The organism is Arsenicicoccus cauae, from assembly GCF_009707125.1.
In the GTDB taxonomy this organism is placed as follows: domain Bacteria; phylum Actinomycetota; class Actinomycetes; order Actinomycetales; family Dermatophilaceae; genus Arsenicicoccus; species Arsenicicoccus cauae.
This window is the reverse complement of record NZ_WLVL01000004.1, coordinates 45,327-70,631: the sequence shown is the minus strand read 5'-3', so window position 1 is coordinate 70,631 and position 25,305 is coordinate 45,327. Positions and strand designations below refer to the sequence as shown.

Here is a 25,305-nt window from a genome sequence, read left to right as displayed (position 1 = left end):
TCGACGCCCGGCAGGCACGACCTGCACCTTTCCCCTGGAGACGGTGGTTACCTGGGGGTACCGCGCCCGACGATGACGCCATGACCCCGGACGACGATCCGGTCCTCGAGCGGGCCTGGGACCTGCGGTACGGGGACCCTACGGAGTTCGGGCGCGCCGTGCGTGCGCTGCCTCGTTCCCCCGTCGCCACCCTGCTGCGCGGCCGGCTGGCCCAGGCGCGCCTCGCCTGGGGCAACGCGACTGCCTCGCGCCGCGCCACCGCGTAACAGCTGCCGTCAGGCCTGGCCCGAGCTCCGCGCCGCGTGCCGCTTGAGCTCCGCCTTGGCCAGGGCGTTCTTGTGCACCTCGTCCGGCCCGTCGGCCCAGCGCAGGGTCCGGATCCCCGCGAACATCCGGGCGAGGGGGGTGTCGGAGCTGACGCCGCCACCGCCGTGCACCTGCATCGCCTTGTCGAGGATCCACTCCACGGTGCGGGGGGTGGCGATCTTGATGGCCTGGATCTCGGTGTGCGCGCCCTTGTTGCCGACGGTGTCCATCAGCCAGGCGGTCTTGAGGGTGAGCAGGCGCAGCTGCTCGATCCGCACCCGGGACTCGGCGATCCAGTCGCGGATCACGCCCTGCTCGGCCAGCGGCCGGCCAAAGGCCACGCGCTCCGACGCCCGCTCGCACATGAGCTCCACCGCCCGCTCCGCGAGGCCGATCGAGCGCATGCAGTGGTGGATGCGGCCCGGTCCGAGGCGGGCCTGGGCGATCGCGAAGCCCATGCCCTCGCTCCCGATCACGTTGCTCGCCGGCACGCGCACCCCGTCGAAGACCAGCTCGCCGTGCCCGCCGTGGTCGTGGTCGTCGTAGCCGAAGACGGTGAGCCCGCGCTGCACCGTCAGGCCGGGGGTGTCGCGCGGGACGAGCACCATCGACTGCTGTCGGTGCCGCTCGGCGCCCGGGTCGGTCTTGCCCATGACGATGAAGATCTGGCAGTCGGGATTCATCGCCCCGGTCGTCCACCACTTGCGCCCGTCGATGACGATCTCGTCGCCCTCGCGGCGCATCGTCATCTCGATGTTGGTGGCGTCCGAGGAGGCGACCGCCGGCTCGGTCATGGCGAAGCCCGACCGGATCTCGCCCGCGAGCAGCGGCTCGAGCCACTGCTCCTGCTGCTCCGGCGAGCCGAACTGCGCCAGCACCTCCATGTTGCCGGTGTCGGGGGCCGCGCAGTTCATGGCCGGCGGCGCCAGCTCGATCGCGCGACCGCTGAGCTCGGCGAGGTGGGCGTACTGCAGGTTGGTCAGGCCCGCGCCGTGCTCACCGGGGAGGAAGAGGTTCCACAGGCCGCGCGACCGCGCCTCCGCCTGCAGCCGCCGGAGCGTCGGGGAGGCGGTCCAGTGCCAGCCCAGCTCGCCGCACTCGCGGGCGAAGTCGGCCTCGGCCGGGTGGATCTCCTCGCCGAGGAAGGCCCGCGTCCGGTCGATCCAGTCCTGCGTGGCGGCGTCGATCGTGAAGTCCATCAGCTCTCCTCCTTGAGGGCGCGCAGCCCGCCCGCGACGAGCGGCTCGACGTAGCCGCCGATCTCGGCGAAGCCCGCGCCCACGGTCTGTCCCTGGGTGTGGCGGTAGTAGATGCCCTCGAGGATCACGGCGAGCTTGTAGTAGGCAAGGGCGACGTAGAACCCGAGGTCGCGCACGTCGCGTCCGCTGCGCTCGGCGTAGCGGGCCAGCAGCTCGGGCAGCGGCAGGTAGCCGGGTGCCTCGGAGACGTCGGTGATCATGGCGCCACCCGCCCCGAGCCGCGCCAGCTGCTGATAGACGGCGAGCAGCCCCACGTCGGTGAGCGGGTCGCCGAGCGTCGCCATCTCCCAGTCCAGCACCGCCCGCACCTCGTCCCTCAAGTCGACCTCGGCGCCGACGGGGGCGACGGGGCCGATGAGCAGGTTGTCGAGCCGGTAGTCGCCGTGCACGATCGCCGGCGCCTGGTCGGCGGGCACGCGACGGGTCAGCCCGGCATACAGCTCGTCGGCGCCGGCCAGGTCCCGCGAGCGCGAGCCCTCGAGCTGGGTGCCCCACCGCTTGACCTGCCGGGCGAGGAAGCCCTCCGGTCGGCCGAAGTCGCCCAGCCCGACGGCCTGCGGGTCCACCGCGTGCAGCGTCGCGAGCACGTCGACCATGCGCTCGCTGATCGCCCGGGTGCGCTCGGGACCGAGCTGCGCCAGCTCGGTGGCTCGCCGGTACGGCGTCCCCGCCACGTGCTCCATGACGTAGAAGGGGGCCCCGATCACCGTCTCGTCCTCGCAGCACGCGTGGGTCACCGGCACCGGCACGTCGGTTTCCCGCAGGGCCGTGATGACCCGGTGCTCCCGGGCCATGTCGTGCGCCGTCGCGAGGACGTGCCCGAGCGGAGGCCGCCGCACGACCACGGTGGTGCCGGAGGCGTCGGTCACGGCATACGTCAGGTTGGACTTGCCACCCGCCAGCACCCGGGCCGACAGCTCACCCTCGAGCAGGCCCGGGGTCTCGCGGTCGAGGTAGGCGCGCAGGGCGCCCAGGTCCAGGCCGGGCACCTCGGCCCGGGCGGCCGCCGCTGCGTCGTCCATCAGGGCACCAGGAGGTAGACGACCTCGGCCACGCACGCGGGCTTGTCGGCGCCCTCGATCTCGACCGTCATCGCGAGGACCATCTGCAGGCCCGCCTTGGTCTGCGACGTCTCCTGCAGCTGGATGCCGACCCGGACGCGCGACCCCACGCGCACCGGCGTGAGGAAGCGGATCTTGTTGGCGCCGTAGTTCATCCCCATCGTGACGCCGCGCACCTCGTAGACCTCGGGCAGCAGCCCGGGGATCAGCGACAGGGTCAGGTAGCCGTGCGCGATCGTCCCGCCGAACGGCGTCTCGCGGGCCACCCGCTCCGGATCCACGTGGATCCACTGGTGGTCGCCCGTCGCCTCTGCGAACAGGTCGACCTGCTGCTGGGTCACCTCGTGCCAGTCGCTGTAGCCGAGGTGCTCGCCCGTCGCGGCGACGACCTCGTCGATCCCGTTGAACGTCCTCATGTCAGTCCTCTCCCGTTGCTCGTTCCTCGCTCGTGTCCTCGCGGGGTCGATCAGTCGCGTGGCCCGCCGGCCACGTAGATCACCTGGCCGCTCACGAACCCCGACTCCTCGGCGCACAGCCACGACGCCGTCGCAGCGATGTCCTCGGGCTGGCCGACGCGGGCCACGGGGATCTCCTTGGCGGCGCCCTCGAGGAACTGCTCGAAGGTGATGCCCATGCGCTCGGCCGTGGCCTTGGTCATGTCGGTGGCGATGAAGCCGGGGGCGATCGCGTTGGCGGTCACGCCGAACTTGCCGAGCTCGAGCGCCAGCGTCTTGGTGAAGCCCTGCATGCCGGCCTTGGCGGCGGCGTAGTTGGCCTGGCCGCGGTTGCCGAGCGCGGAGGTGGACGACAGGTTGACGATGCGGCCGTACCTCGCCTCGGTCATGTAGCGCTGCGCCGCGCGCGTCATCAGGAAGGAGCCCCGCAGGTGCACCCCCATCACGGCGTCCCAGTCGCCGACGCTCATCTTGAAGAGCATGTTGTCGCGGATGATCCCGGCGTTGTTGACCAGCACGGTCGGGGCGCCGAGCTCGGTGGCGACGCGCTCCACGGCGGCGGTGACGGCGGCCTCGTCGGACACGTCGACCGCCACGGCGAGCGCGTGCCCGCCGGCACCGGTGATCTCGTCGACGACGCTCTGGCACGCGGCCTCGTCGAGGTCGAGCACCGCGACGGCCATGCCGTCCGTGGCGAGTCGGCGGGCCACGGCGGCGCCGATGCCGCGGGCGGCACCGGTCACGATGGCGGTGCGCTGGGTCTGGTCGGTCATGTCTGCTCCTCGTGGGGTGGTCGTGCGTCGTGCCGTATGTCGGGCCGTGCGGGTGCGGCGCTCGCGGGGCCGGGGGCCACCGCGCTCACCGCCGGTCTCAGGGGGTCAGGACGACCCGTCCAGTGGTGTCGCCCGCGCCGAGGCGGGACAGGGCGTCGGGCAGGTCCTCCAGCGGGACGCGTTCGCTGACCAGCGGCGCGATGGCGCCGGTGGCGAGCAGCCGGGCCAGCTCCTGGTGGCAGGCGAGCAGCGAGCGGGGGTCCTTGCTGGCATAGAGGCCCCAGTGCAGCCCGAGGATCGAGTAGTTCTTGACCAGCGCGTGGTTGAGCGCCGGCGCGGGGATGTCGCCGGACGCGAACCCGACCACGACGATGCGCCCCTCGAAGGCGATGCACTTGGTCGACTGCTGGTAGGCCGCGCCGCCCACCGGGTCGTAGACGACGTCCGCGCCGTGCCCCTCGGTGATCTCCTTGACGCGGGCCACGACGTCCTCGCTGCGGCGCTCGATGACGGCGTCGCAGCCGAGGCGGCGCGCCACCTCGGCCTTGTCGGGCCCACCCACGACGCCGATGACCCGGGCGCCGGCGGCCTTGCCCAGCTGCACGGCGGCGCTGCCGACCCCACCCGCGGCGGCGTGGACGAGCAGCCACTCGCCCTCCTGCAGGTGGGCGCGACGGTGCAGGCCGAACCACCCGGTCTGGTAGGCGATGGTCAGCGACGCCGCGGCCTCGTCCGGGATGCCGTCGGGCACGGGCATGGTGGCGGTGGCGTCGAGCAGCGCCTCCTCGGCGAAACCGCCGTGCGGGACGGCCGCCATGCCGGCGACGCGGTGTCCTGGCTGGACGTGCTGCACGCCAGCCCCGACGGCGATGACGTCGCCGCAGACCTCGACGCCGGGGACGAACGGCAGCGGCGGCTTGACCTGGTAGAGCCCCTTGATCATGAGCACGTCGGGGAAGTTCGCGGCGGTCGCCCGCACGCGGACGTGCACCTGCCCGGGGCCGGGCTCGGGCGACGGCCGCTCGGCGAGCTCGAGCACGTCACGGGGCTCGCCGAGGGCGGCGACGGTCCAGGCCTTCATCGGGTCTCCTCGCTGGTTCGGGGCGGCGCGTCGTAGCGGCCTTGCAGGCGCTGCATCCCGCGCAGCCACGCGTCGGTGTCGGTGGCCCGGGCGACGGCATACTGCCGGACCTGGGGGTGGGGCAGGACCTGGTGGCGACCCTGCTCGATCGCCTCGAGGAGCGCCGCGGCGACCTCGGCCGGGGTGAGCAGGCCGTCCGCGGCGAGCAGGCCCTGCACCGCGCCCGCGTCGCGATAGATGGCGGTGTCCACGCCCTGGGGGCACAGGCAGTGCACGTCGATCCCGCGGTGGCCGTATGTCGCCGCCAGCCACTCGGCGAAGGCCACCGCAGCGTGCTTGGTGACGGAGTAAGGGGCCGCACCGATCATCGTGAGCAGCCCGGCTGCGGACGCGGTGACCACGAACCGGCCGCCCCCGCTCTCGAGCCAGGCCGGCACGAGCAGCCGGGCGGCGCGCACGTGCGCCATGACGTTGACGTCGTGCGCGAGCTGCCAGGTCTCGTCGGGCGTCTCGAGGCCGAGCCCGCCCTGGATGCCGGCGTTGCCGACCCAGACGTCGATGCCGCCGAGGTGCGCGGTCGCCAGCTCGATGACCGCCTCGATGCCGTCGTTGGTCGAGACGTCGGAGGGGACGGCATATGCGCCGAGGTCGGTGGCGGTGGCGAGCAGCCGCTCGGCGTCGAGGTCGGTGACCACGACCCTCGCACCCGCGGCCACGCAGGCCTCGGCTATGGCGCGGCCGATGCCTCCGGCCGCGCCGGTCACCACGACTCCCTTGTCGCGCAGCGCCTCCATCGCCTTGCTCAGCCCCCGATCGCGGAGCCGTCGATCAGCGTCGCGCCGCCGTCGAGGACCATCGTGTGGCCGGTGGTCCAGGCCGCGTCGTCGGACAGGAGGTAGGCGACCGCGCCGGCGATGTCCTCGGGCTCGCCGAGCCGCTTCATCGCGTAGCCGCGGGACGCCTTGTCCTCGCGCCCCTCGTAGAGCGCCTTGGCGAAGTCGGTCTTGACCACGGCGGGCGCGACCGCGTTGACCCGGATGCCAGGACCGAGCTCGACGGCGAGCTCCTCGGTGAGGTGCAGCAGCGCCGCCTTGCTGGCGCCGTACAACGCGATCCCGGGCGCGGCGCGCAGCCCCGCGACGGAGCCCACGTTGACGACGGCGCCGCCGTGCTCGCCCATCCAGGCGGCGTGGGCCTTCTGCACCCAGGAGAGCGCCGCGACGACGTTGGTGTCGAGGATCTTGCGGGCGACGTCGAGGTCGATGTGCATGAGCGGGCCGTAGGCCGGGTTGATGCCGGTGTTGTTGACCAGCAGGTCCAGGGAGCCGAACCGCTCGATCGCCGTGCGGATCGCCTCGTCCTGGTGCGCGGGGTCACCCGCGTTGCCCGCGACCGCCACGCACCGCCCCTCCCCGCCCATCGACGCGGCGGCCTCGGCGAGCGCCTCCGGCTTGCGCGCCGTGATCACGACACGGGCACCCTCGGCCACGAGCCGCTGCGCAACAGCCAGCCCGATCCCCCGGGACGCCCCCGTGACGATCCCGACCTTGCCATCAAACCTGTTCACTACCTGACTCCTTCGTCATGTGCTGCGTAGCAGAGGGTGGGCGCTGGGCCAAGGCGCGCCCGGGAGAGGGAGGGCACGAAGAGCCTGGGTGTACCGGCCGCGGTCGTGGCGGGTCTGGCGGGAGCCGCGAGGGACGAGCGGCGGATGGTAGGCCGCGGCCGGTACACCCAGACGACGCCGCGCAGGCGTCATACGGACAAGCCCTAGAGGCCCAGGTCGCGCCCGATGAGCTCCTTCATGATCTCGTTGCTGCCCGCCCAGATCTTGTGGACGCGGGCGTCGCGCCAGGCGCGGGCGACGCGATACTCGTTCATGTAGCCGTAGCCTCCGTGGAGCTGGACGCACTCGTCGAGGACGGCGCACTGCACCTCGCTCGCCCACCACTTGGCCTTGGCCGCGTCCACGGCGGTGAGGGTGCCCTCGGAGTGCGCGATCACGCACTGGTCGATGAAGGCCTGGGTGACCTCGCACTTGGTGACCATCTCGGCGATCTTGAACTTGTTGTGCTGGAAGGTGCCGATGGGCTGGCCGAAGGCCTTGCGGTCCTTGGTGTACTGGATCGTCTCGGCGAGGATCTGGCGGGCGTTGGCGAGGTTGCCGACGGCGGCACCGAGGCGCTCCTGCGGCAGGTGCTTCATCATCTCGATGAAGCCCATCCCCTCGGGCCCGAGGAGGTGGTCGTTGCTGACGCGGACGTTCTCGAAGAACAGCTCGGAGGTGTCGGACTCCTCCTGGCCGACCTTGTCGAGCTTGTTGCCCTTGGTGAAGCCCTCCATGCCTGCCTCGAGGACGAACAACGAGATGCCCTTGGCGCCCTTGGTGGGGTCGGTGCGGACGGCGACGACGGCGAGGTCGCACTGGTGGCCGTTGGTGATGAAGGTCTTGGAGCCGTTGATGACCCAGTCGTCGCCGTCGCGGACGGCGGTGGACTTCAGCGCTGCCAGGTCGGAGCCGCCGGAGGGCTCGGTCATCCCGATGGCCATGATCTTCTTGCCGGCGGCGACGTCGGGCAGCCACCGCTGCTTCTGCTCCTCGGTGCCGAGGTGCACGAGATAGGGGGCGGTGATGTCGGCGTGGATGCCGAAGCACGAGCCGGCGGCGTTGGTGAACCTGCCGATCTCCTCGGCGAAGACGGCGTTGAAGCGGTAGTCGTCGATGCCGGCGCCGCCATACTCCTCCGGGATGCTGAGGCCGAAGAAGCCCTGGGCCCCGGCCTCCTCCCAGATGTCTCGGGCGATGACGTGGTCCCGGATCATCTCCTCCGCCCGGGGCGCGAGGGTCCGGTCCACGAACTCCTTGACGGACTGTCGGAAGGCCTCGTGGTCCTCGTCGTAGATGGTGCGCTGCATCGCGTCTCCTCGGCTGGCGGATCGTGTGGGACGGGCTGACTAAGCGCTTGCTTAGTTCATGGTCTCGCTAGAGAATCACCCATGACCCAGGCCCGGGTCAAGAGGTGAGAGGGGTGATCCTTATGCCGCCCGGCCCGACCCGCGACGCGCGCCACCGCATCAAGGCCGCGGCGCTGCACTCCTTCGCCGCCAAGGGCTTCCACGCGACGACGACCCGCGACATCGCCGCGGCCGCCGGGATGAGCCCGGCCGCCGTCTATGTCCATCACGCCAGCAAGGAGTCGCTGCTGCACGCCCTCTCGCTGGAGGGGCACGCCGAGGTGCTGCGGCTGGCGCAGGAGGCCGTGGCGACAGGCGAGACCCCCACCGAGCAGCTGCGGGCGCTCGTGCACGCCTGGGTCCTGACGCACGCCGAGCGGCACACGGTCTCGCGGATCGTCAACTACGAGCTGGACGCGCTGACGCCGGAGCACCTGGCCGAGGTCGGGGACCTCCGCCGCCAGATCACCGACGTCTTCCGGTCCGTGGTGGAGGCCGGGGTGGCGTCCGGGGAGTTCGAGACCGACCAGCCCCGGATGACGGTGACCGCCCTCATCTCGCTGGGCGTTGACGTGGCCCGCTGGTGGAGTGACGACGGGTCGTGGACGGCGCAGACCGTGGCCGACCACTTCACCACGCTGGCCCTGCGCCTCGCCGGGGCCTCCAGGCGACCTCCCCCCTGAGCGGACGCGAGACGGGTCGCCCTGGCCTCGAAGACGCTGCTGGCCTGCGGATCATCCGCCTGGGGGACGAGGGCCGGTCGATGCCCTCGCCGGGGGCGGGTCGTCAGGCGACGGCGTGCTCGTGCTCGTCATCCGGGTCGACCGTGTCCTTGACCGTCCCCGTCTCGGCGGTGGCGGGATTGGCGGCGACGAAGGCGTTGGCCCACCGCGACCGCGGGTCGGAGTCGATCAGCACCGCCTTGATCAGCAGCGTCATCGGCAGCGCCAGGATCGCGCCCATCGGCCCCATCACCGACGCCCAGAAGAGCAGCGACAGGAAGGACAGCGTCGGGGTGACGCCCACCGCGTCGCCGGCGAACTTCGGCTGGATGATGGACTGCACCACGAAGTTGAGCACGCAGTACGCGACGACGACCCACAGCGCCGTCATCGGGCCCTTGGCCAGCAGCGCCATCAGCGCCGGCGGGATCAGGCCGATCACGAAGCCGATGTTGGGGATGTAGTTGGTGAGGAAGCTCAGCACCGCCCAGACCGCCGCCAGCGGGACCCCGAGCATGAGCAGGGCGACCCAGTCGAGCACCGCCACGATCAGCCCGAAGACCGACGACACGATCCAGTAGCGCCGCACCCCACCGCCGAAGGCGTCGAGCGCCTCCACGATGCGCGGGTGGTGTCGACGCCCGATGTCCATCCGCTGGCCCCACCCCGTCGCGTCCATCATCAGGAAGAACAGGACGGTCAAGATGACGGCGAGGAGCCCCGTGAAGCTCTGCAGGCCGGTCAGCACCGTGGTGGCGTAGCCCATGATGCTCTGCGGGTTGATGCCCTTGAGCTGCTCGAGCAACTTGGACTCGCTGAGCCCGAACTTGCTGAGCTGGTCCAGCGACTGGGCGTAGAGCTGGTCGAACTTGTCGCCGTACTTGGGGATCTCGCTCACCAGCGAGGCGATCGACCACCCGAGGGCGGAGAAGAAGGCGATGATCACGCCGAACACCACCAGCCCGGACAGGATCGAGCCGATCCACTCGGGCAGACCCTTGCGGGTCAGCCAGCCCTTGAGCGGGTAGGCCGCGATCATCAGGTTGATCGCGAAGAAGACGGGCGCGATCAGGTCCTTGTTGGCCTGCATCCCCTGGATCCCGATCCAGGCGGCCGCCAGGCCGAGCAGGATGACCAGCATGCGGGGCAGACCACCCGGGTGGGCCCACTCTCGCTCGCGCTGGTCAGCCACGGCGGCCCCGCGCTGCAGGCTCCCCGCGTGGGCCTCGTCCCGGGCCTGGCGCTTGTCGACCTTGGTCGAGCCCTCCTTGGCGGGACTCGGTGCGTGGTCGGCGTCATCCGCGTGGTCCATCGGTCGTTCGTCCATCGTGGTCCTGTGGCCTCTCGGTCGGTGTCATGCAGGTCGGTCCGGGGCCGGACCCCCACGGTTCGTCACCTAGCGTGCACCATCGAGGCCGTATGGCTGCGTCGCGCCACCGTCTCGATCCCACTCCGTGACCCGGCCCGGCCCGCCGTCAGGTCGACGCCGGTGACGCCAGCCGCCGCAGGAGCAGGTGCTGCGCCACCATCGTCACCGTCCCGGCCGCGACCATGCCGACCACGTTGACCCCGAGCTGGGTGAGCGACCCCAGCACCTCGGCCGGCTGCCAGACCGCCAGCGCCAGGGCGAGGTTGCCGGCCGCGGGGACCGTCGTGACGGAGATGAAGACGCCGACCAGGGTGCTCGACTTCTCGCCCGTCATGGCCAGCACCCCGGCCGCGCCCGCGAGCGCCGCCACCACCACGCTCCACAGGTCGGGGCGCCAGATGAAGCCGGTGGCCGGGCGCGGGCGCGTCACCATCTCGGGGTCGAGGACGCCTGTGGCCCGGGCGACCAGGGCCAGCACCGTGACGGCGGCCACGGCAGCGACATACCCGCGGACCAGCAGCCAGAGGGCACGCAGGCTCAGGCCCGGCGACCGGAGCGCGAGGCCGGCACACATGGCCCCCACCGGCCCGAAGTCGGGTCCCACGACCATGGCTCCCACCACCAGGATCGGGGAGTCGGTGATCACGGCCACGGCCGCCAGGGCGGTGGCGATCCCGAGGAAGGCGAAGTAGGCCCCAGAGGCCTCCGTCGCCGCCTCCGCGTCCCGCCGCACCACCTGCCAGATGACCCCGTCGTCGCCGGCCCCGGCCGCGCGGCGGTCGACCCGGTCGGCCTCGTCGAAGACGGTGCCCTCGACGGCGGTCAGCGAGATCCCGCCTCGGTGCGGCAGGCCGGTGCGGTCCAGCCGGTCGAGGACCGACTCGGCGGCCTCCCGCGCGACGTCCGCGCCGAACAGGTCGCCACGAGGCTGCAGGGCCGCGTCGCGCTCGAGGGTGACGTTGGTGATCCGGTCGTCGTCGAGCAGCAGCGCGACGACGTCGTCGGTCAGGTCGGCGGGCACGACGAGGCGCAGGTGCACGAGCATTCACCCATCGTGGCCCACGCAGGGCCATACTCCCCTCATGCTCGCTGCCGCGTTCTGGGGTTTCGTCGGCGGTGCTGCGCTGCTCGTCGGCGCGGTCATCGCCCTCACCGCCAGGGTCTCGACCCGCATCATCGGTCTCGTCATGGCCTTCGGCGCCGGGGTGCTCATCAGCGCCGTGGCGTTCGAGCTGACGCAGGAGGCCTACGACTCGGCCGGGGGCACGTCCGTCGTCGTCGGCCTGGCCGCGGGGGCGCTGGTCTACTTCGTCGGGGACTGGTGGGTCGACTCCGGTGGCGGGCACCGGCGCAAGTCCCCGACCGGCGAGCAGCAGGCCGGCGCGGGTGGCATGTCCCTCGTCCTCGGGGCCCTGCTCGACGGGATCCCCGAGTCCGCCGCCATCGGGGTCAGCCTCCTGGGCGGGGGCAAGGTCGGGCTGCCGATGGTGGCCGCCGTCTTCCTCTCCAACGTCCCCGAGTCGCTGTCCGCGACGGCCGGGCTCAAGGCCGCCGGCCGCTCCACGCGCTACATCGTGGGCCTGTGGTCGGCCGTGTGCCTGGCGTCGGCGCTCGCCGCGGCGCTCGGCTACGCCCTGCTCGGGGGCGCGTCGGAGTCTGTCGTGGCGACGATCCAGGCCTTCGCCGCTGGCGCGATCATCACGATGCTGGTCGACACGATGGTCCCGGAGGCGACCGAACACGCCGGGCGCTGGGTCGGGTTGTTCACGATGCTGGGCTTCGCGGCGGCGTTCCTGCTGAGCAAGTCCGCCTAGGGCCGGGCCGGTCGTGGACGGCCCTCGGCTTGCGCGACCTGACCCACGACATCGCCCGCAGCCTCCCCGAAACCGGCGGGTTCAAGCGGCATCCCGTTGGAGGTGAGGGCGAGCCTCATCGTTCGAGGGCGTCGTGGTCGGCGCGCGACCTCATGCCGGCAATGTGTGCCAGATCTGGTGCCGGTGTGCGCCCGGCTGGCGACAGTGCCAATCGGCGCTCAGAGCTCGCGGACGACCCGAGCGGGGTTGCCGACCACCACGACGCCGCGCGGCACGTCCTTGGTCACCACGGCCCCCGCGCCGACGATCGAGTCCTGCCCCACCGTGACGCCGGCGAGGATGATCGCGCCGCCCCCGATCCACACGTTGTCCTCCACGGTGATGGGGCGCGCCGCCTCCCACCCCTCGCGGCGAGGTCCGGGCTCGACGGGGTGGGTCGGCGTGAGGAGCTGCACGTGGGGCCCCATCTGCACCTGGGCGCCGACCCGGATCTCTGCCACGTCCAGCGCCATCAGGCCGTAGTTGGCGAACGTCCCCTCACCGACGTGCAGGTTGTCCCCGTAGTCGACGTAGACGGGGGCCCGCAGGTGGGCGGTCTCGGCATACGACCCGAGGAGCTGCTCCAGCAGTCGTCGCCGCTCGTCGGCGTCCTCGCACGCGTTGGCGCGCCGCATGGTGGCCTGGGCCCGCTCCATGGCGGCGCCGAGCTCCTCGTCCACGCGATAGGGGTCGCCGGCGTCGCGCCGCTCGCGCATGGTGCGGGTGTCGGTGCTCTGGCCGGTCTCGCTGATGTCCGTCACGCCTCGACCGTAGGCGAGACTGGACGCGTGAGTGCGCGCGGGTGGATCGTCTGGGTCGTCGGGGTCATCGCCTACACCGCGGCGGTGCTGCAACGCACCTCCCTGGGCGTCGCCGGGATCGACGCCGCTCATCGGTTCCACGCGCCCGCCGGCATCGTGGCGTCCTTCGTGGTCCTGCAGCTGCTCGTCTATGCCGGGCTGCAGGTGCCGGTCGGTATCGCCCTGGACCGCTTCGGGACGCGGCGGATGGTGACGATCGGGGCGGCGATGATGGCGGTGGGGCAGCTCCTGATGGCCACCGCCGACGACGTGCCGACCGGTATGGCGGCCCGCGTCCTCGTCGGCGCCGGCGACGCGATGACCTTCGGCAGCGTCATACGCCTCGTCCCCTCGTGGTTCCCACCCGGTCAGGTGCCGTTGTTCACCCAGCTCACCGGCCTGCTGGGGCAGGCCGGGCAGGTGCTCGCCGCCATCCCCCTGTCGGCCCTGCTGCACGGTCCGGGGTGGACCGTGGCGTTCGGCACCGCCGCCGCGCTCGCCGCCGCGTCCTGCCTGCTCTCGGCGACGCTGCTGCGCGACGCCCCGCCCGGCGCCGCCACCGCCGCCCCCACGGAGCGACCGCCGGTCCTGCGCCAGGTCAGCGCGGTGCTGCGGCACCCCGGCACGAGGCTCGGGCTGTGGACGCACTGGGTGACGGGGTTCGCGCCCATGGTCTTCGCGATGATGTGGGGCGTCCCCTACCTCGTCCAGGGAGAGGGCCTGTCGCCGCAGACCGCGTCGGGCCTGCTGACGCTCTTCGTGGTGCTCGGGCTGGGCATCGGTCCGGTGCTCGGACTCCTCACCCAGCGGCACCCGCTGCGCCGCTCCAACCTCGCCCTGACGGTCGCCGCGTGCAACATCCTGCCGTGGGTCACCGTGCTGCTGTGGCCCGGTCGCGCGCCCATGTGGCTGCTCGTCGTGCTCGTCGTCGGGCTGGCCACGGGCGGGCCGGGGTCGTCGATCGGGTTCGACTTCGCGCGCACCTTCAACCCCTCGCACCGTCTCGGCGCGGCCACCGGCGTGGTCATCATGGGCGCCTTCACCGGCGCGCTGCTCGCGATCCTCGGGATCGGCCTCGTGCTCGACGCGACGTCGTCCGGGGGCCGCTACACGCTGCACGACTTCCGGCTGGCGATGGCGGTGCAGCTGCCGGTCTTTGCCATCGGTCTGGTCGGGCTCTATCGGTGCCGGTGGCTCGCCCGACGGCGCTGGCGCGAGGAGGAGGGCGTCGAGATCCCCACCTGGAGCGAGGCGCTGTCGCGGGAGTTCGGGCCGTGGCTGGAGCGTGGGCTGCGGCGGGGAAGCCGGGCGCGCTGAGGGGTCGGCGCGAGGCGCTGGCCGAGGTCAGCGGACCAGGACCCACCGGCCCCCGACGCGGCGCAGCGCCCTGCCGTTGCGGCAGCGCGCGACCTGCGCGACGGCATGCACCATGCGGGCGCGCACCACGCGGGCCTCGTGGTCCTCCTCGTCCCGGCTGCTCGCGTCGACCGTGAACCTCACCGTGATCTGCGGCGTCCCGCCCACGACGTCGAGCCGGTCCGCCTCGACCACCTGCGTCTCGCCCACCGTCGCGACGGCGGTCCGCAGCACCTCGGGCGGCGCATGGCCCGGCAGGACGTCGAGGACGTCCAGGGTGATGCGGTATGACGGCACGCCCGCCGCCTGCTCAGAAACCGTTGAGGGCGCGGACGATCCGCGTCGCCTCGGGGTCCGTGCGCAGCGCCCGCCCGTCGAGCTCCGTGATCGGCGCGACGCCCCGCACCGACGACACGAGCCACGCCGCGTCGGCCTCCGCGAGCTCGTCCGGGGTGACGAGGCGGCGCTCCGCGCGCCAGCCGTGCTCGGCCGCACCGCCCAGGATCTTGCGCGCGCTGATCGAGTCCAGGATCCCCGTGGCGCCCGTCGGCGTCGTCGCGACCACCCCGTCGCGCAGCCAGACGACCGCAGAGGTCGGCGCCTCCAGGAGGCAGCCGTCGCTCGAGGTGAAGATGACGTCCTCGGCCCCGCGTGCGCTGGCCTCGCGTTTGGCGGCGACGTGGACGGCATACGACAGGAGCTTGACCCCGCCGAGCAGCCACGGCGCACCCTCGAAGGCGTCGCTGGCGTAGCCCCGCGAGAGGGTGACGACGCGGATGCCGTCGCGCTGGGCCTGCATCCCCGCGTCGACGGCCGTGAGGGTCAAGAAGGCCAGCGGCGTGCCGTCGCCGTGCTCGTCGCCCCTGGTCAGGACCATCTTGAGGGCGGCCTCGTCCGCGCCCTGCCACACCTGCAGCGCGTCGCCGACCAGCTCGATCCACGCGTCATCGTCGGCGAGGGGGATTCCGAGCGCGTCGGCCGACCGCCGCAGCCGCTCGAGGTGCTCGTCGAGGTCGTGGACCAGCCAGCCCTCACCGTCCCAGGCCACCAGCGTCGCGTCGAAGCACCCGTCGCCCCTGGTGAGTCCGAGATCGTCACCGGTGGCGACCGGCGCGCCGGTGTCGACGACCCCGCGGCCCATGACCGCCACGACCTGTTGCACGCGCTCCGCCATCCCCAGAACCTACCTCGGGCAGGCACATCCGCCCGACTTCGCACCCCAGGTCGATGTGCCGAGCTCTCGACCTCGTGCCTGAGTCCGCGCTCCGACCCGACATCCGCGAACGGGTCCTCGCCGAAGCGGTCACGCTGTGAGGTCGATGGACGAGCTGCGCAGGGAAGCCCTCTTCCACTTCACGCTCGCCGTCGACTACGCCAACGCCACTGCCGACGACCAGATGGCGGTTGATGCGGAACTGCGGAACGGGGGGTGATCGTCATACGGTCTGCTCGCGGTCGGCGAGCTCGAGCCAGACGACCCCATGTCGCGTTGTCCGGGGCGTGGGCGGCTGCCACCGTTGGCGGATGCGCACGTTCGACGAGCTGATGGCCGAGGCAGCGGCAACAGACCTGACGGGATGGGGTCGGCGGGGTGCGGCCCTGGAGAGGGCTGGCAGCACCGTCGCCGTCCTCGCAGCGCTGGCCCGCCTGCGTCGGCACTACCGCTGACACGTCAGCCCCCGGACCGGGCCTCCCGCAGGTCCTGCACGAGGCGGGGGGTGCGCCACTGCGTGACGGTGCCGAGCCACCGGGACGCCGGGTAGGACAGACGCACCAGGAAGTAGTTCACGTACTCCACGACGGCGAACGCCCAGACACCGATGGCCAGGGCGGCGTGGCCGGGGCTCGACGGCCAGTGGCGGACGACGAGGACGAGCCCGGCTGCCAGCAGAGCCACGTTCGCGACGCGCAGGGCTCGGTAGGTGGTGGCCAGCGCGCGCGGCATCGTCGAGCGCGGGGTCCAGCTGCGTGCGGCCAGCCAGTAGACCCCCGCCTGGACCAGGATGATCAGCAGCGGCGCGAGACCGCCCCACAGGGCCGGTCGCTCGGTGGAGGCCCACCCTGGCAGCACCACGTTCAGCGCGGCCACCAGGAAGACGCCAGCAGCGACCAGCTCCCCCACCCCGAGGCTCAGGTAGCGACGACGCAGGGCTGCCCCTCCTCGTCGGTCCAGGTGTAGGTCCAGGTGTCGGTCCATGACAACGATGCTTGCACGTCCAGGCCCTGCGCATCAGGCCAGGCGGGCCCGGATGCCGTCGACCAAGAGGGCCAGGCCGTACTCGAAGCGGTGGTCGGGGTCGTCGGGCGCGGCACCCGCCGGAGCGACCCCGAAGGCCTGCATCTGGGCGTGTCCCTGCTCGTCCACGGCGTGCCCCATCACGAAGTGCAGCACGGTTGCCGCGGCAGCCCGCGCATCGGGGGCGCGCAACCCGGCCTGGTGCAGGATCGCCACCAGGCCGCGCGTGGGGTCGACGCCCTCGGCGCGCATCGCCAGGACGGACGCGACCAGCTCGGCGCCGTCCCGGTGCGCCGTCACGGCGCGGCGCAGCCCGTGCGCCCACACCCGCACCTGCTCGTCCCAGGTCGCCCCCGACGACGGCGCGGGCATCGCGCCCAGCCACCCGGTCGCGACCGCTGCCAGCAGCGACTGCTTGTTGGCGAAGTGCCAGTAGAGCGCCGACGGCTGCACCTCGAGCGCTGCGGCCAGCTTGCGCATCGACAGGTCCGCGAAGCCGTAGGCGTCGAGCGTGCGGATCGCCTCGTCGAGGACGGCCTGCCGCGTGAGCGCCATACGGGCTCTCCTCCTGAGGCTCGCTCGGGGTGGGCCGGGACGAGAGCCCGGCCACACCAGGGCCCCTCACGTTGAGCGACCACCGCCCCCCAGTTAACATGAACAGCGTTCATTGAACGGTGTTCATGACGCCGCTGACCGCTGACCGATCGCTCGACGAGGAGAATCCCATGGACCTGCAGGCGATGGCGACGCGCGGCTGCGCCGGTGAGTCGTGCACCCGCGACGAGGCCCTGGCCGTCCTCGCGCTGCCGGACTCGGCCGTCCTCGACCTGGTGGCGAGCGCCGGCCAGGTCCGGCGGCAGTTCTTCGGCAACCGGGTCAAGTTGAACTACCTGGTCAACCTCAAGTCGGGTCTGTGCCCCGAGGACTGCTCCTACTGCAGCCAGGCGCGCGGCTCCACGGCCGACGTTCTCAAGTACTCCTGGCTGAGCCAGGACCAGGCCGTCGAGGCCGCCACCGCGGGCATCGCCGGCGGAGCAGCCCGCGTGTGCCTGGTCGCCAGCGGCCGCGGCCCCTCCGACCGCGACATCGACAAGGTGACCGGCATCGTCGAGGCCATCAAGGAGGCCGACCCGGAAGTCGAGGTGTGCGCCTGCCTGGGCTTCCTCAAGGGCAACCAGGGCGACCGGCTCAAGGCCGCGGGCGTCGACGCCTACAACCACAACCTCAACACCGCCGAGAGCAAGTACGACCAGATCTGCTCCACCCACACCTACGCCGACCGCGTCGACACCGTCCGCCAGGCGCACCTCGCCGAGCTGTCCGCGTGCTCGGGCTTCATCGCCGGGATGGACGAGACCGACGAGGACCTCGTCGACCTGGCGTTCGCGCTGCACGAGGTCGGCGCGGACTCCATCCCGGTCAACTTCCTGCTCCCCTTCGAGGGCACCCCGATGGCCGGGCACGGCATGATCAGCCCGCAGCGCTGCCTCATGATCCTGGCGATGATCCGGTTCGTGAACCCGGCGACCGAGATCCGCATGGCGGCAGGCCGCGAGGTGCACCTGCGATCGATGCAGCCGATGGGCCTGCACATCGCCAACTCGATCTTCCTGGGCGACTACCTGACCAGCGAGGGCGCACCCGGCCGGGCGGACCTCGAGATGCTGCGGGACAACGGGTTCGTGCCCGAGGGTGCCCCGGATGACTGGGCCGAGCGGCTGGACGCGACCGACCTGAGCGCGTATGCCGAGCCGGCCGCCCCCAGCGGGTGCGGCGGCCACGCCGGCGGATCCGGCTGTGGCGGTTGCGGATCCGCGGGAAGCGGGTGCGGCGGCCATGCGGCGGGCGCGCAGGCGGCATACGAGCACGCGCCCGGCCGGCCGTCGCCCGTCGACAGCGGCACGCCGACCCCCGCGACCTCGGGGTTCTCCGCGGCGGCAGCCTTCGACGCCCCCGTCGTCAGCCCGCGCAAGCGCGGTGCAGGCACCCAGCTGCCCGCCAACGTCTGACCGGCTGACGGGCCCGACCGCTCGGCCGCTCGCCTAGGAGCCGAACCGTGCGGCGTTGCGGGCGCGAGCGCGCTCGGCCAGCTGCTCACGGCTGCGCGGCGGGGCGGCGGTCACCAGCTCGTCCAGCAGGGTCGACGTCGCCGCGGTGATCTGCTCGACGGCGCGCGCGTAGGCCTCCTCGTTGGCCCTGGATGGCCTGGCCGATCCGGCGACCTTGCGGACGTACTGCAGGGCGGCAGCCCTGACCTCTTCCTGTGTGGTCGAGGGCTCGACGTTGTGCAGGACCCGGATGTTGCGGCACATGCCGCCACCCTAGGCAGCCGTCGGGCACCGCAGCAGAGGTTGACGTAGGTGCAGCCGTTCAGCGGAGACGGGCACGACGCACCGTGACTGCCGCGAGGGCCACTCAGGTGGCCCCGCACCGGGGCTATGCCCGGACCGACCCCGGAACGTCACCAGGTCACTTGGTCGGCATCGCCTGCATCTCGGCGATCTCCTTGCGCTGCGCCGTGATGATGTCCTGCGCGAGCTTCTTGACCGCGGGGTCGTCCGTGGTCCCGAGGACGTTCTCGGCCATGCTCACCGCACCCTGGTGGTGCTTGGTCATCAGCTCCAGCCAACGCTGGTCGAAGGCCGAGCCCTGCAGCGCCGCCAGCTCACGCATGTCCCCCTCGGGCACCATGCCCTCCATCGGCATCCCGTGGTCGGCCGGCATCTCCGGGGCGCTCCAGCTCGTGAGCATGCGCCGCATCTGCTGGATCTCGGGGTCCTGGGCGCTCTGGATGCGGCGGGCCAGCGCCTGCACCTGGGTCGAGGCGCCGTGCCCCTTCAGCGCGAAGTCGGCCAGGTCCAGCGCCTGCTCGTGGTGCGGGATCATCATCTGCGCGAACATCACGTCACCCGCACGCCCGTGCATGGCCGACCCGCCGGAGGTCGCGGACGTCGCGGACGTCGCGGTGGAGGACGTGGCATCGGACGGTGTCGCTGACGAGCTGGAGCCGTGGCCGGTGTGGGTGTCCCCGGCCGTGGTCGTGCTGGTGGCCGTGGTGGCCGCCGTGCTCGTGGTGCTGGTCGCGCCGCCGCTCGACCCGCATCCGGCGAGCAGCAGTCCGAGGGCAGCGGCGACGACGGCCGGGATGGTGGGGCGGTGCATGAGGGCTCCTGACGATCGAGGTCCTGGAAGGCGGATCAGCTGGCCCCAGCCTAGGTAGTGGATCCCCGCCTGCGTCGGGTGCCGCGCCGTATGTCGCCGGACCGCTCGCACGCCGGGCTGCGGCATACGGCCACGGTCAGCGCGACCAGGCGACCGGGCGACCCAAACTGAGGCCCCCAGCTCACCACCCGCCGCTTCGGTCTCCGAACCAAGCCTGGCTAATGCCCCTACCGGGGGCGGGATCATCAGCCTGGCGAACTAACCCCGGCTGATGCCCCTACCCCCGGCGGGATCATCAGCCTGGGGTACGAAGGCCGGCTGATGCCCCTACCCCCGGCGGGATCATCAGCCTGGGGTACGAAGGCCGGCTGATGCCCCTACCCCCGGTAGGTCAGGCGGTGGCGGCGCGGTCGAGGGCGGCCTGGACGTCCGCGACCAGGTCCTCGGTCGCCTCGATGCCGATCGACAGGCGCAGGAGGTTGTCCTTGATGCCGGCCACGGCCCGCGCCTCGGGGGTCATCGACGCGTGCGTCATGGTCGGCGGGTGGACGACCAGCGACTCGACCCCGCCGAGCGACTCGGCCAACGAGAAGCACTCCAGCCCGTCCAGGAACGCCCGCACCGCCGGCTCGCCACCTGCCAGCTCCAGCGACACGATCGCCCCGAAGCCGTCCTGCTGCGACGCCGCGAGCTCGTGCCCCGGGTGGTCCGGCAGGCCCGGGTAGTAGGTGGCGGACGCGGCCGGGTGCGCGGCGATCAGCTCCGCGACGGCGCGAGCGTTGTCCTCGTGGGCGCGCATTCGGGTGTGCAGGGTCCGCAGCCCCCGCAGCGTCTGGTAGCTGTCGAACGGGCTCCCGGTCAGGCCGAGCACGTTGGCCCACCAGCCGAGCTGCTCGTGCAGCTCCTCGGTCCCGCCGATGACGGCGCCGCCGACGACGTCGGAGTGGCCGTTGACGTACTTCGTGGTCGAGTGCACGACCACGTCGCAGCCCAGCTCCAGCGGGCGGCACAGCAGCGGCGACAGGAAGGTGTTGTCGGCGACCACGACCGCCCCCACCTCGTGCGCCCGCCGGGCGACGGCGCGGACGTCGGTGATGCGCAGCAGCGGGTTGGACGGCGTCTCGATCCACACGACCGTCGGTGCCTGGTCGGCGCCCAGCGCGGCCTCGACCTGCGCCGCGTCGGTGTAGTCGACCGTCACCAGCTCGAAGGCGCCCTTGCGCGACATCGTGTCGAAGAGCCGCCACGACCCGCCGTAGCAGTCGTGCGGGATGACGATCCGCTGCCCGGGCGACAGCAGCGCCGACACGACGACGGTGATCGCCCCCATGCCGGTGGCGGTGATGACCCCGCCGGCGCCGCCCTCGAGGGTGGCCAGCGCGTCGCCGAGCTGGTCACGCGTCGGGTTGCCGGACCGGGTGTAGTCGTAGCGGCGCGGCGTGCCGAAGCTCTCGAACGTGTAGTTGCTCGACAGGTAGATCGGGGGGACCACAGCGCCGTGGGCCGGGTCGGTCTCGAGTCCGGCGCGGATCGCGCGGGTGAGGCGGGACAGCTCGGTCATGATGTCGCCTTTCGCAGGTGCTGAGCGGGCCCAGTCCTGCGGTCGACACCACGAGCGGTATGCCGGGCGCGCCGGCGCATCGACCCATCTGCCGGTGGGCCGCGAGGCCCCCGCAGGACTTGGCACCTGACCCTCGGGGTCTCCCCCTCGGGCGGTTGCCCCGGCGTCGTCGGGCCTGTCCCTCAGCCGGTCGTGATGGATGTGCCTGCAGCCTAGCGGTCCGCCACCGGTTGGACAGGGGATGTCCAGCACTCGGGCGACGAAAGGCTCGCGTGCTCGCCGGCGGCGCTAGTCGACGAGGTGATCGCTGGCGAGGCGCTTGTTGGCGATGTACTGCACGCGCTGCCCCTGGACGACCTCCTCGGCCAGCGTGGCCAGCTTGATGTTGAGGTCCTGGCTGGTCCTGCGCAGCAGCTCGAAGGCTTCCTCGTCGTCGACCTTGTGGGCGGCCATGAGCAGGCCCACCGCCTTGCCGATCTCGCGGGAGGTGCCGAGCGCCCGCTCCAGGTTGGCGCTGTCGGCCTGCGCCCGCACCGTCATCACCGCCACCGAGGCGAACGCCGCCAGCACCGCCGCCTGGTCCGTCGAGTTGGACGTGAACGCACCGGCGGTGTCGGAGAACAGGTTGAGCGCCCCGACCTTCTCGCCGTCGAGCAGGATGCGGTAGCCGATGAGGCCGCGCACGGAGGTCTCGGCGACGACCCGGCGCGCCAGCTCGGGCCACTGCGAGCCGTCCTCGAGGTCCGGGTCGTGCTGGAAGGACTCCTCGACGATGGCGTCCACGCACGGCCCGTCGTCGACGGCGAGCTCGATGTCGTCCACCGCCAGGGCGACGTCATCGGTGGCGGCGGCGCTGTAGAAGCGGCCGCGGCGGTCGACGAGCATCATCGAGGCGTGGTCGCAGCCGTCGACGAGCTGGACGGCTGCGGCGACGACGGCCTGGTAGACGGCCCGCGCCTCGGGGCGGCCGTGGATCAGGACGTTGAGCCGGGCGAAGACCTCGGTGGGCTCCACTCTGTGGGGCATGGAGCCTCCAAGCGGGGTGACGCGACGGTGACGAGGAGCAGGGTGACCTGGAGTCTAACGACGGGTCACCGACCCTCACGACGCCAGGGTCTCGATGGCCGCCCCGAGGCGTGGGAGGGCCTCCATGACGAGCTGCTTGGCCTTGGGGCGGACCCCGTTGTAGACCGTGGCGATCGCGGCGTGACGCGGGTTGGCGGCGCGGGTGTCGCTGACCGCCAGCAGGGCGTCGGCGGCCTGGTCCCCGTGGGCGGTGAGGTAGGACGCGAACGCCTGGTCGCCGCGCGCGTCCCACAGCGGATGCAGCGAGGAGGCCGCGTCGGGCAGCATGCCGTCGACCGCCCGGCGGACGACACCGTCGTTGACCTTCTTGACCGCGCCGTAGGCCGTCTTGATGATGGCGCCGCCCACGCCTCGCTTGCCGGCGACCTCGGCGTCGATGACGCCCACGAGGGTGTCGACGACGGTGTCGCGACGGGTGGGGGCGAGCAGGGTCTCGGTCAAGGTGGTGGACATCGTGGAGCCTTACGGTCGGGAGGGTGAGCGACGGCGGGAGAGGTCGTATGCCGGGGACCGCCCGCACGACGGCTCGTCGCAGCCGCCCGGCCGACGCCCACCCTAGGTCGCGGCGGCGGTCGGCGCGACCCGCACGGCCCACCGCACGAGCGGCCCGCAGCCGGGCCAGGACGACAGGGGCCCGGAGGGCACGACCCGCCCGTCCAGCACCCGGCCGTCCGCGGGGTCGAGGCGCGCGTGCAGGTGCGCCATGGGCCGCAGCGCGAGCGGCTCGGCCAGCTCGATCAGCACGGTCTGGTCGGTCCGGCCGGCGAGGCGGACCAGGGAGTCCAGGTCGGCCGCCCAGCCGGGGACCGGGTCCTCGCGCAACCGCATCTCTCGCTTGACGCGGGCCCGCAGGACGTCGTCGCCCAGCAGGCGGGACAGGACGGCCAGGGCCGTCGTCGTCACCGCGTCGTCGTGCTCCACCAGCGCGGACACCAGCCAGCGGGTGTCGAGCTCCGCGCTGCCCCCGCCCACCTCGTGGAGCAGGGCCGAGACCTCCAGCAGGGCGTCCAGGGGGGTGCCCGTGGCGAGCACCTCGCCGAGGCGGGCCACGACCGGGGGCACGGCCGCGCCCGGCAGCTCGCGGCCCACGGGGTGCCCGCGCCGGGACCTCTCGCGCGCCCGGAGCTCCCGACGGCGTCGCTCGTCGTCGGAGGGAGGGGTCATGGTGTCGACGCTAGCGACCCCCCAGGGCTTTCGCCTCCCGAGACGGCGAAGTGGTCAGGCCACCACCCCGTCGACGTAGGTCATCGCGCCGCGCTGCACGACGCGGGGTCGGGGCAGGGGCAGGGACCGCACGACCTCCTCGGGGGTCCTGGGGCGGGCGAGCTCGCCGGCGCGGTGGAGCGCCTCCAGCAGGGCGTCGCTGCCGCGCCGACCGCGGGTGAGGCTGGAGGCGTGCAGCGTGCCGCCCGGCCGGACCCAGGAGGCGAGCCGCTCCCCGAGCCGGTCCGCGTCGGGGACGAGGTGCAGCACGCCGAGGCAGGCCACGGTGTCGACCGACCGCGGGCGCAGCGGCAGGGCGTCGAGCTCCGCCTGCACCAGCACGACCTCCCCGCGGCGGGCCAGGCGCTCCTCGGCCCGCAGCAGCACAGCCAGCGACCGATCCACCAGCAGCAGCGGGCGAGCGGCCCGAGCGTAGAGGTCGGCGGTGAGCGCCAGCCCCCCGCAGGCCACGTCGACCATCGGGCCGCGCCGCGACGCGAGGGCCGCCCGCGCGAACGACCGCTGGTCCACCGGGTCCAGGCCCCACGCCGTGCGGAGGTAGCCGCGCGAGGCCGCGAGGGCGTCATACCCCTCGGCCCCGCGGTCGCGGGGCGCCGAGCGAGCGCTCAGGCCGGGCGTGGTGGACCACACCCGGCCGGCCACCCGGTGCAGGGCGTCCGGCCGGTCGAGCAGGTCGGCGCACCAGTCGGGCAGCCGGGACCGCGCGGGCTCCGGGCGTCCGGACGTCGTGCGCATGGCACCTCCAGGGGAGGGTCAGGGGTGGCGCTGGCTCCGCCAGTCTGGCAGGGCGTCGCGCAGCAGGGGCGAGATCGGGACCGTCACCCGGGCCGTCGACTCCCAGTGCTCCCGCTCGCGGCGCCGCACGTCGACCGCGAGGACGTTGAGGACCTGCTGCACGGCAGCGAGGGTGGACCCCCGCAGCATCCACTGGCCCGTCTCGGAGCGGGGGTCGACCAGCATGAGCTCGGTGAGCACCGCGCGGGTCTCCCCCAAGGTCTCCAGGGTCTGTTCCAGCTGCTCCTCGACGTCCCCGATCTCGGCGCCCGCCTCGGAGGCCACCAGGTCGCCGAAGGCCCGCAGGCAATCGGCGACGTCGGACAGCACGACGCTGAAGGCGACCCGCACCTCCTCGGTGTAGCCGTCGTCCTCACCCTCGGGCGGCGCGCTCTCGACCATCAGCAGCAGCAGGCTGCGCACTGCCAGCTGGCACTGCTCGAGCCGGTCCAGCCCGGTGCGCAAGGGGGGCTCGGCGCTGACCGACGCGAGCGCCCGCGGGTTGAGCCGGCGCGCGTCCTTGACCTGCTGGACCAGCGTGGTGGCGCGGGCGACGCGGCTGCTGAGGCCACGCACCTCGTCGAGCCACTGCTCGCAGTCCTGGCGCACCAGCGGCGTCGTGGCAAGGCTGTCCGCCACGCGGTCGACCGCCTCGGCGAGCTCCAGGGCGACCCAGCGCACCGACGAGGTGGCCGCGCGCGTCGGGATCGTCGGAGGAAAGAACAGGTTGATGCCCACGCCGACGAAGGCGCCGATGAAGGTCGTCACCACGCGCGTCTCGACGGCGAGCTCCTGCCCACCCGCCGACAGGATGAGCATCGCGGAGATGGGTGTCTCCAGGGCCTGGTCGCCGAGGCGAAAGACCTTGGCGAGGATCAGCGACGAGCCGATGGCGATCCCGAGCGACCACCAGGTCAGCCCCACCATGCTCGACACGGCGACGGCGACGAGGACGCCCGTCAGCACCGCCCCCACCCGCACGGCCCCCATGCGCACCGACGACAGCGTGGACGCCTGGCAGACCAGGATGGCGGTGAGCGCCCCGGTCAGGTCGATCGCACCCTCGGTCAGGGCGGCCGTGAGCAGGTAGGCGAGCACCCCCGCGACCGTCAGGCGGCCGACCTGCATGACGGTCGGCCGCACGCGGCGCGGCACGTCGCGCCACCGGGTGGGTCCGCCGGGCCAGACCCGCGACCACGCCGTGGCGGCCACGTGCCGCGGCCTCCGCGCGCGCACACCGGGCGACGTCATGCGACCAGGGTGTCACGACGA

The 25,305-nt window shown here is 72.7% G+C and carries 29 protein-coding genes and 1 riboswitch; of the genes, 6 read left to right on the top strand and 23 right to left on the bottom strand.

Features of this window, described 5'->3' with window-relative positions; genetic code table 11:
• Positions 1–80 precede the first annotated feature (80 nt).
• On the top strand, positions 81–266 hold the full coding sequence (locus GGG17_RS01390; protein ID WP_154592015.1) for a hypothetical protein: 186 nt from the start codon (positions 81–83) through the stop codon (positions 264–266).
• Positions 267–275: 9 nt separating this feature from the next.
• Here the strand turns inward: GGG17_RS01390 and GGG17_RS01385 are convergent, their stop codons facing one another.
• The 8 genes from GGG17_RS01385 to GGG17_RS01350 form a co-directional block, all read right to left on the bottom strand.
• Positions 276–1,505 (bottom strand): acyl-CoA dehydrogenase family protein, encoded by a 1,230-nt coding sequence (locus GGG17_RS01385; protein ID WP_154592014.1) that lies wholly within the window; start codon positions 1,503–1,505, stop codon positions 276–278.
• A complete protein-coding gene (locus tag GGG17_RS01380; RefSeq protein WP_154592013.1) occupies positions 1,505–2,587 on the bottom strand; it encodes a phosphotransferase family protein in 1,083 nt (360 codons plus the stop codon). The genes GGG17_RS01385 and GGG17_RS01380 overlap by 1 nt, the downstream gene beginning before the upstream one ends.
• Entirely contained in the window at positions 2,587–3,042 is a 456-nt protein-coding gene (locus tag GGG17_RS01375) for a MaoC family dehydratase (protein WP_154592012.1), read from the bottom strand. Before GGG17_RS01375 ends, GGG17_RS01380 begins: the two co-directional genes overlap by 1 nt.
• Before the next feature lie 50 nt (positions 3,043–3,092).
• Positions 3,093–3,854, bottom strand: coding sequence for a 3-oxoacyl-ACP reductase FabG (gene fabG / locus GGG17_RS01370; protein ID WP_154592011.1), 762 nt, complete (start codon positions 3,852–3,854; stop codon positions 3,093–3,095).
• A gap of 97 nt (positions 3,855–3,951) precedes the next feature.
• Complete coding sequence (locus GGG17_RS01365; RefSeq protein WP_154592010.1) at positions 3,952–4,935, bottom strand: NADPH:quinone oxidoreductase family protein; 984 nt, start codon at positions 4,933–4,935, stop codon at positions 3,952–3,954.
• Positions 4,932–5,729, bottom strand: a complete 798-nt coding sequence (locus GGG17_RS01360; RefSeq protein ID WP_154592009.1) for an SDR family NAD(P)-dependent oxidoreductase — start codon at positions 5,727–5,729, stop codon at positions 4,932–4,934. The genes GGG17_RS01365 and GGG17_RS01360 overlap by 4 nt, the downstream gene beginning before the upstream one ends.
• A gap of 8 nt (positions 5,730–5,737) precedes the next feature.
• The gene (locus tag GGG17_RS01355) at positions 5,738–6,502 is read right to left on the bottom strand and encodes an SDR family oxidoreductase (protein ID WP_288797516.1); all 765 of its coding nucleotides are present in this window, start codon (positions 6,500–6,502) and stop codon (positions 5,738–5,740) included.
• 203 nt (positions 6,503–6,705) lie between these two features.
• On the bottom strand, positions 6,706–7,851 hold the full coding sequence (locus tag GGG17_RS01350; protein ID WP_154592008.1) for an acyl-CoA dehydrogenase family protein: 1,146 nt from the start codon (positions 7,849–7,851) through the stop codon (positions 6,706–6,708).
• Between the two features lie 122 nt (positions 7,852–7,973).
• Here GGG17_RS01350 and GGG17_RS01345 point away from each other — a divergent pair, with 122 nt between their 5' ends.
• Positions 7,974–8,573: a TetR/AcrR family transcriptional regulator gene (locus GGG17_RS01345; protein WP_154592007.1), complete on the top strand. Its 600-nt coding sequence runs from the start codon at positions 7,974–7,976 to the stop codon at positions 8,571–8,573.
• Positions 8,574–8,676: 103 nt separating this feature from the next.
• Here the strand turns inward: GGG17_RS01345 and GGG17_RS01340 are convergent, their stop codons facing one another.
• Positions 8,677–9,924, bottom strand: a complete 1,248-nt coding sequence (locus tag GGG17_RS01340) for an AI-2E family transporter (RefSeq protein WP_195849075.1) — start codon at positions 9,922–9,924, stop codon at positions 8,677–8,679.
• 163 nt (positions 9,925–10,087) lie between these two features.
• Positions 10,088–11,026, bottom strand: coding sequence for a DUF389 domain-containing protein (locus GGG17_RS01335; RefSeq protein ID WP_154592005.1), 939 nt, complete (start codon positions 11,024–11,026; stop codon positions 10,088–10,090).
• 37 nt (positions 11,027–11,063) lie between these two features.
• On the opposite strand from GGG17_RS01335, the gene GGG17_RS01330 reads away from it, so the two are divergent.
• Entirely contained in the window at positions 11,064–11,795 is a 732-nt protein-coding gene (locus GGG17_RS01330) for a ZIP family metal transporter (protein WP_154592004.1), read from the top strand.
• A gap of 218 nt (positions 11,796–12,013) precedes the next feature.
• Here GGG17_RS01330 and GGG17_RS01325 read toward each other — a convergent pair whose 3' ends face one another.
• The gene (locus GGG17_RS01325) at positions 12,014–12,595 is read right to left on the bottom strand and encodes a sugar O-acetyltransferase (RefSeq protein ID WP_311966339.1); all 582 of its coding nucleotides are present in this window, start codon (positions 12,593–12,595) and stop codon (positions 12,014–12,016) included.
• Between the two features lie 27 nt (positions 12,596–12,622).
• Here GGG17_RS01325 and GGG17_RS01320 point away from each other — a divergent pair, with 27 nt between their 5' ends.
• The gene (locus tag GGG17_RS01320) at positions 12,623–13,951 is read left to right on the top strand and encodes an MFS transporter (RefSeq protein WP_311966338.1); all 1,329 of its coding nucleotides are present in this window, start codon (positions 12,623–12,625) and stop codon (positions 13,949–13,951) included.
• 27 nt (positions 13,952–13,978) lie between these two features.
• Here GGG17_RS01320 and GGG17_RS01315 read toward each other — a convergent pair whose 3' ends face one another.
• Positions 13,979–14,287, bottom strand: a complete 309-nt coding sequence (locus tag GGG17_RS01315) for a hypothetical protein (protein ID WP_288797510.1) — start codon at positions 14,285–14,287, stop codon at positions 13,979–13,981.
• A 13-nt stretch (positions 14,288–14,300) separates the two neighbouring features.
• Positions 14,301–15,164: an aminodeoxychorismate lyase gene (locus GGG17_RS01310; protein WP_154592002.1), complete on the bottom strand. Its 864-nt coding sequence runs from the start codon at positions 15,162–15,164 to the stop codon at positions 14,301–14,303.
• A gap of 350 nt (positions 15,165–15,514) precedes the next feature.
• On the opposite strand from GGG17_RS01310, the gene GGG17_RS01305 reads away from it, so the two are divergent.
• Positions 15,515–15,658, top strand: a complete 144-nt coding sequence (locus GGG17_RS01305) for a hypothetical protein (protein WP_154592001.1) — start codon at positions 15,515–15,517, stop codon at positions 15,656–15,658.
• A 4-nt stretch (positions 15,659–15,662) separates the two neighbouring features.
• Here the strand turns inward: GGG17_RS01305 and GGG17_RS01300 are convergent, their stop codons facing one another.
• Positions 15,663–16,187 (bottom strand): hypothetical protein, encoded by a 525-nt coding sequence (locus tag GGG17_RS01300; RefSeq protein WP_154592000.1) that lies wholly within the window; start codon positions 16,185–16,187, stop codon positions 15,663–15,665.
• Positions 16,188–16,220: 33 nt separating this feature from the next.
• A complete protein-coding gene (locus tag GGG17_RS01295) occupies positions 16,221–16,781 on the bottom strand; it encodes a TetR/AcrR family transcriptional regulator C-terminal domain-containing protein (protein WP_154591999.1) in 561 nt (186 codons plus the stop codon).
• Between the two features lie 125 nt (positions 16,782–16,906).
• Between GGG17_RS01295 and bioB the strand changes: the two genes are divergently transcribed.
• The gene (gene bioB / locus GGG17_RS01290) at positions 16,907–18,235 is read left to right on the top strand and encodes a biotin synthase BioB (protein WP_375804489.1); all 1,329 of its coding nucleotides are present in this window, start codon (positions 16,907–16,909) and stop codon (positions 18,233–18,235) included.
• A gap of 33 nt (positions 18,236–18,268) precedes the next feature.
• On the opposite strand, the gene GGG17_RS01285 is transcribed toward bioB, so the two are convergent.
• The 8 genes from GGG17_RS01285 to GGG17_RS01250 form a co-directional block, all read right to left on the bottom strand.
• Entirely contained in the window at positions 18,269–18,538 is a 270-nt protein-coding gene (locus GGG17_RS01285; protein WP_154591998.1) for a DUF2277 domain-containing protein, read from the bottom strand.
• A 157-nt stretch (positions 18,539–18,695) separates the two neighbouring features.
• Positions 18,696–19,388: a DUF305 domain-containing protein gene (locus GGG17_RS01280; protein ID WP_154591997.1), complete on the bottom strand. Its 693-nt coding sequence runs from the start codon at positions 19,386–19,388 to the stop codon at positions 18,696–18,698.
• Positions 19,389–19,779: 391 nt separating this feature from the next.
• On the bottom strand, positions 19,780–20,949 hold the full coding sequence (gene metB / locus GGG17_RS01275; protein ID WP_154591996.1) for a cystathionine gamma-synthase: 1,170 nt from the start codon (positions 20,947–20,949) through the stop codon (positions 19,780–19,782).
• An 81-nt stretch (positions 20,950–21,030) separates the two neighbouring features.
• Positions 21,031–21,151, bottom strand: a riboswitch (SAM riboswitch).
• A gap of 86 nt (positions 21,152–21,237) precedes the next feature.
• A complete protein-coding gene (locus GGG17_RS01270; protein WP_154591995.1) occupies positions 21,238–21,975 on the bottom strand; it encodes a GAF and ANTAR domain-containing protein in 738 nt (245 codons plus the stop codon).
• A gap of 75 nt (positions 21,976–22,050) precedes the next feature.
• Positions 22,051–22,488 carry a DUF6918 family protein gene (locus GGG17_RS01265; RefSeq protein ID WP_154591994.1) on the bottom strand — a complete coding sequence of 146 codons (438 nt, stop codon included), beginning with the start codon at positions 22,486–22,488 and terminating at the stop codon, positions 22,051–22,053.
• A 102-nt stretch (positions 22,489–22,590) separates the two neighbouring features.
• Complete coding sequence (locus GGG17_RS01260) at positions 22,591–23,199, bottom strand: hypothetical protein (RefSeq protein WP_154591993.1); 609 nt, start codon at positions 23,197–23,199, stop codon at positions 22,591–22,593.
• A 54-nt stretch (positions 23,200–23,253) separates the two neighbouring features.
• Positions 23,254–23,994, bottom strand: a complete 741-nt coding sequence (locus GGG17_RS01255; RefSeq protein WP_154591992.1) for a class I SAM-dependent methyltransferase — start codon at positions 23,992–23,994, stop codon at positions 23,254–23,256.
• Positions 23,995–24,012: 18 nt separating this feature from the next.
• Positions 24,013–25,284, bottom strand: coding sequence for an FUSC family protein (locus GGG17_RS01250; protein ID WP_154591991.1), 1,272 nt, complete (start codon positions 25,282–25,284; stop codon positions 24,013–24,015).
• Positions 25,285–25,305 lie beyond the last annotated feature (21 nt).

Coding starts and splice junctions, on each gene's coding strand:
- GGG17_RS01390 (WP_154592015.1), top strand. CDS start 81: ATGACCCCGGACGACGATCCGGTCCTCGAGCGGGCCTGGGACCTGCGG.
- GGG17_RS01385 (WP_154592014.1), bottom strand. CDS start 1,505: ATGGACTTCACGATCGACGCCGCCACGCAGGACTGGATCGACCGGACG.
- GGG17_RS01380 (WP_154592013.1), bottom strand. CDS start 2,587: ATGGACGACGCAGCGGCGGCCGCCCGGGCCGAGGTGCCCGGCCTGGAC.
- GGG17_RS01375 (WP_154592012.1), bottom strand. CDS start 3,042: ATGAGGACGTTCAACGGGATCGACGAGGTCGTCGCCGCGACGGGCGAG.
- fabG (WP_154592011.1), bottom strand. CDS start 3,854: ATGACCGACCAGACCCAGCGCACCGCCATCGTGACCGGTGCCGCCCGC.
- GGG17_RS01365 (WP_154592010.1), bottom strand. CDS start 4,935: ATGAAGGCCTGGACCGTCGCCGCCCTCGGCGAGCCCCGTGACGTGCTC.
- GGG17_RS01360 (WP_154592009.1), bottom strand. CDS start 5,729: ATGGAGGCGCTGCGCGACAAGGGAGTCGTGGTGACCGGCGCGGCCGGA.
- GGG17_RS01350 (WP_154592008.1), bottom strand. CDS start 7,851: ATGCAGCGCACCATCTACGACGAGGACCACGAGGCCTTCCGACAGTCC.
- GGG17_RS01345 (WP_154592007.1), top strand. CDS start 7,974: ATGCCGCCCGGCCCGACCCGCGACGCGCGCCACCGCATCAAGGCCGCG.
- GGG17_RS01340 (WP_195849075.1), bottom strand. CDS start 9,924: ATGGACCACGCGGATGACGCCGACCACGCACCGAGTCCCGCCAAGGAG.
- GGG17_RS01335 (WP_154592005.1), bottom strand. CDS start 11,026: ATGCTCGTGCACCTGCGCCTCGTCGTGCCCGCCGACCTGACCGACGAC.
- GGG17_RS01330 (WP_154592004.1), top strand. CDS start 11,064: ATGCTCGCTGCCGCGTTCTGGGGTTTCGTCGGCGGTGCTGCGCTGCTC.
- GGG17_RS01310 (WP_154592002.1), bottom strand. CDS start 15,164: ATGGCGGAGCGCGTGCAACAGGTCGTGGCGGTCATGGGCCGCGGGGTC.
- GGG17_RS01305 (WP_154592001.1), top strand. CDS start 15,515: ATGCGCACGTTCGACGAGCTGATGGCCGAGGCAGCGGCAACAGACCTG.
- GGG17_RS01300 (WP_154592000.1), bottom strand. CDS start 16,187: ATGGACCGACACCTGGACCTACACCTGGACCGACGAGGAGGGGCAGCC.
- GGG17_RS01295 (WP_154591999.1), bottom strand. CDS start 16,781: ATGGCGCTCACGCGGCAGGCCGTCCTCGACGAGGCGATCCGCACGCTC.
- bioB (WP_375804489.1), top strand. CDS start 16,907: ATGACGCCGCTGACCGCTGACCGATCGCTCGACGAGGAGAATCCCATG.
- GGG17_RS01285 (WP_154591998.1), bottom strand. CDS start 18,538: ATGTGCCGCAACATCCGGGTCCTGCACAACGTCGAGCCCTCGACCACA.
- GGG17_RS01280 (WP_154591997.1), bottom strand. CDS start 19,388: ATGCACCGCCCCACCATCCCGGCCGTCGTCGCCGCTGCCCTCGGACTG.
- metB (WP_154591996.1), bottom strand. CDS start 20,949: ATGACCGAGCTGTCCCGCCTCACCCGCGCGATCCGCGCCGGACTCGAG.
- GGG17_RS01270 (WP_154591995.1), bottom strand. CDS start 21,975: ATGCCCCACAGAGTGGAGCCCACCGAGGTCTTCGCCCGGCTCAACGTC.
- GGG17_RS01265 (WP_154591994.1), bottom strand. CDS start 22,488: ATGTCCACCACCTTGACCGAGACCCTGCTCGCCCCCACCCGTCGCGAC.
- GGG17_RS01260 (WP_154591993.1), bottom strand. CDS start 23,199: ATGACCCCTCCCTCCGACGACGAGCGACGCCGTCGGGAGCTCCGGGCG.
- GGG17_RS01255 (WP_154591992.1), bottom strand. CDS start 23,994: ATGCGCACGACGTCCGGACGCCCGGAGCCCGCGCGGTCCCGGCTGCCC.
- GGG17_RS01250 (WP_154591991.1), bottom strand. CDS start 25,284: ATGACGTCGCCCGGTGTGCGCGCGCGGAGGCCGCGGCACGTGGCCGCC.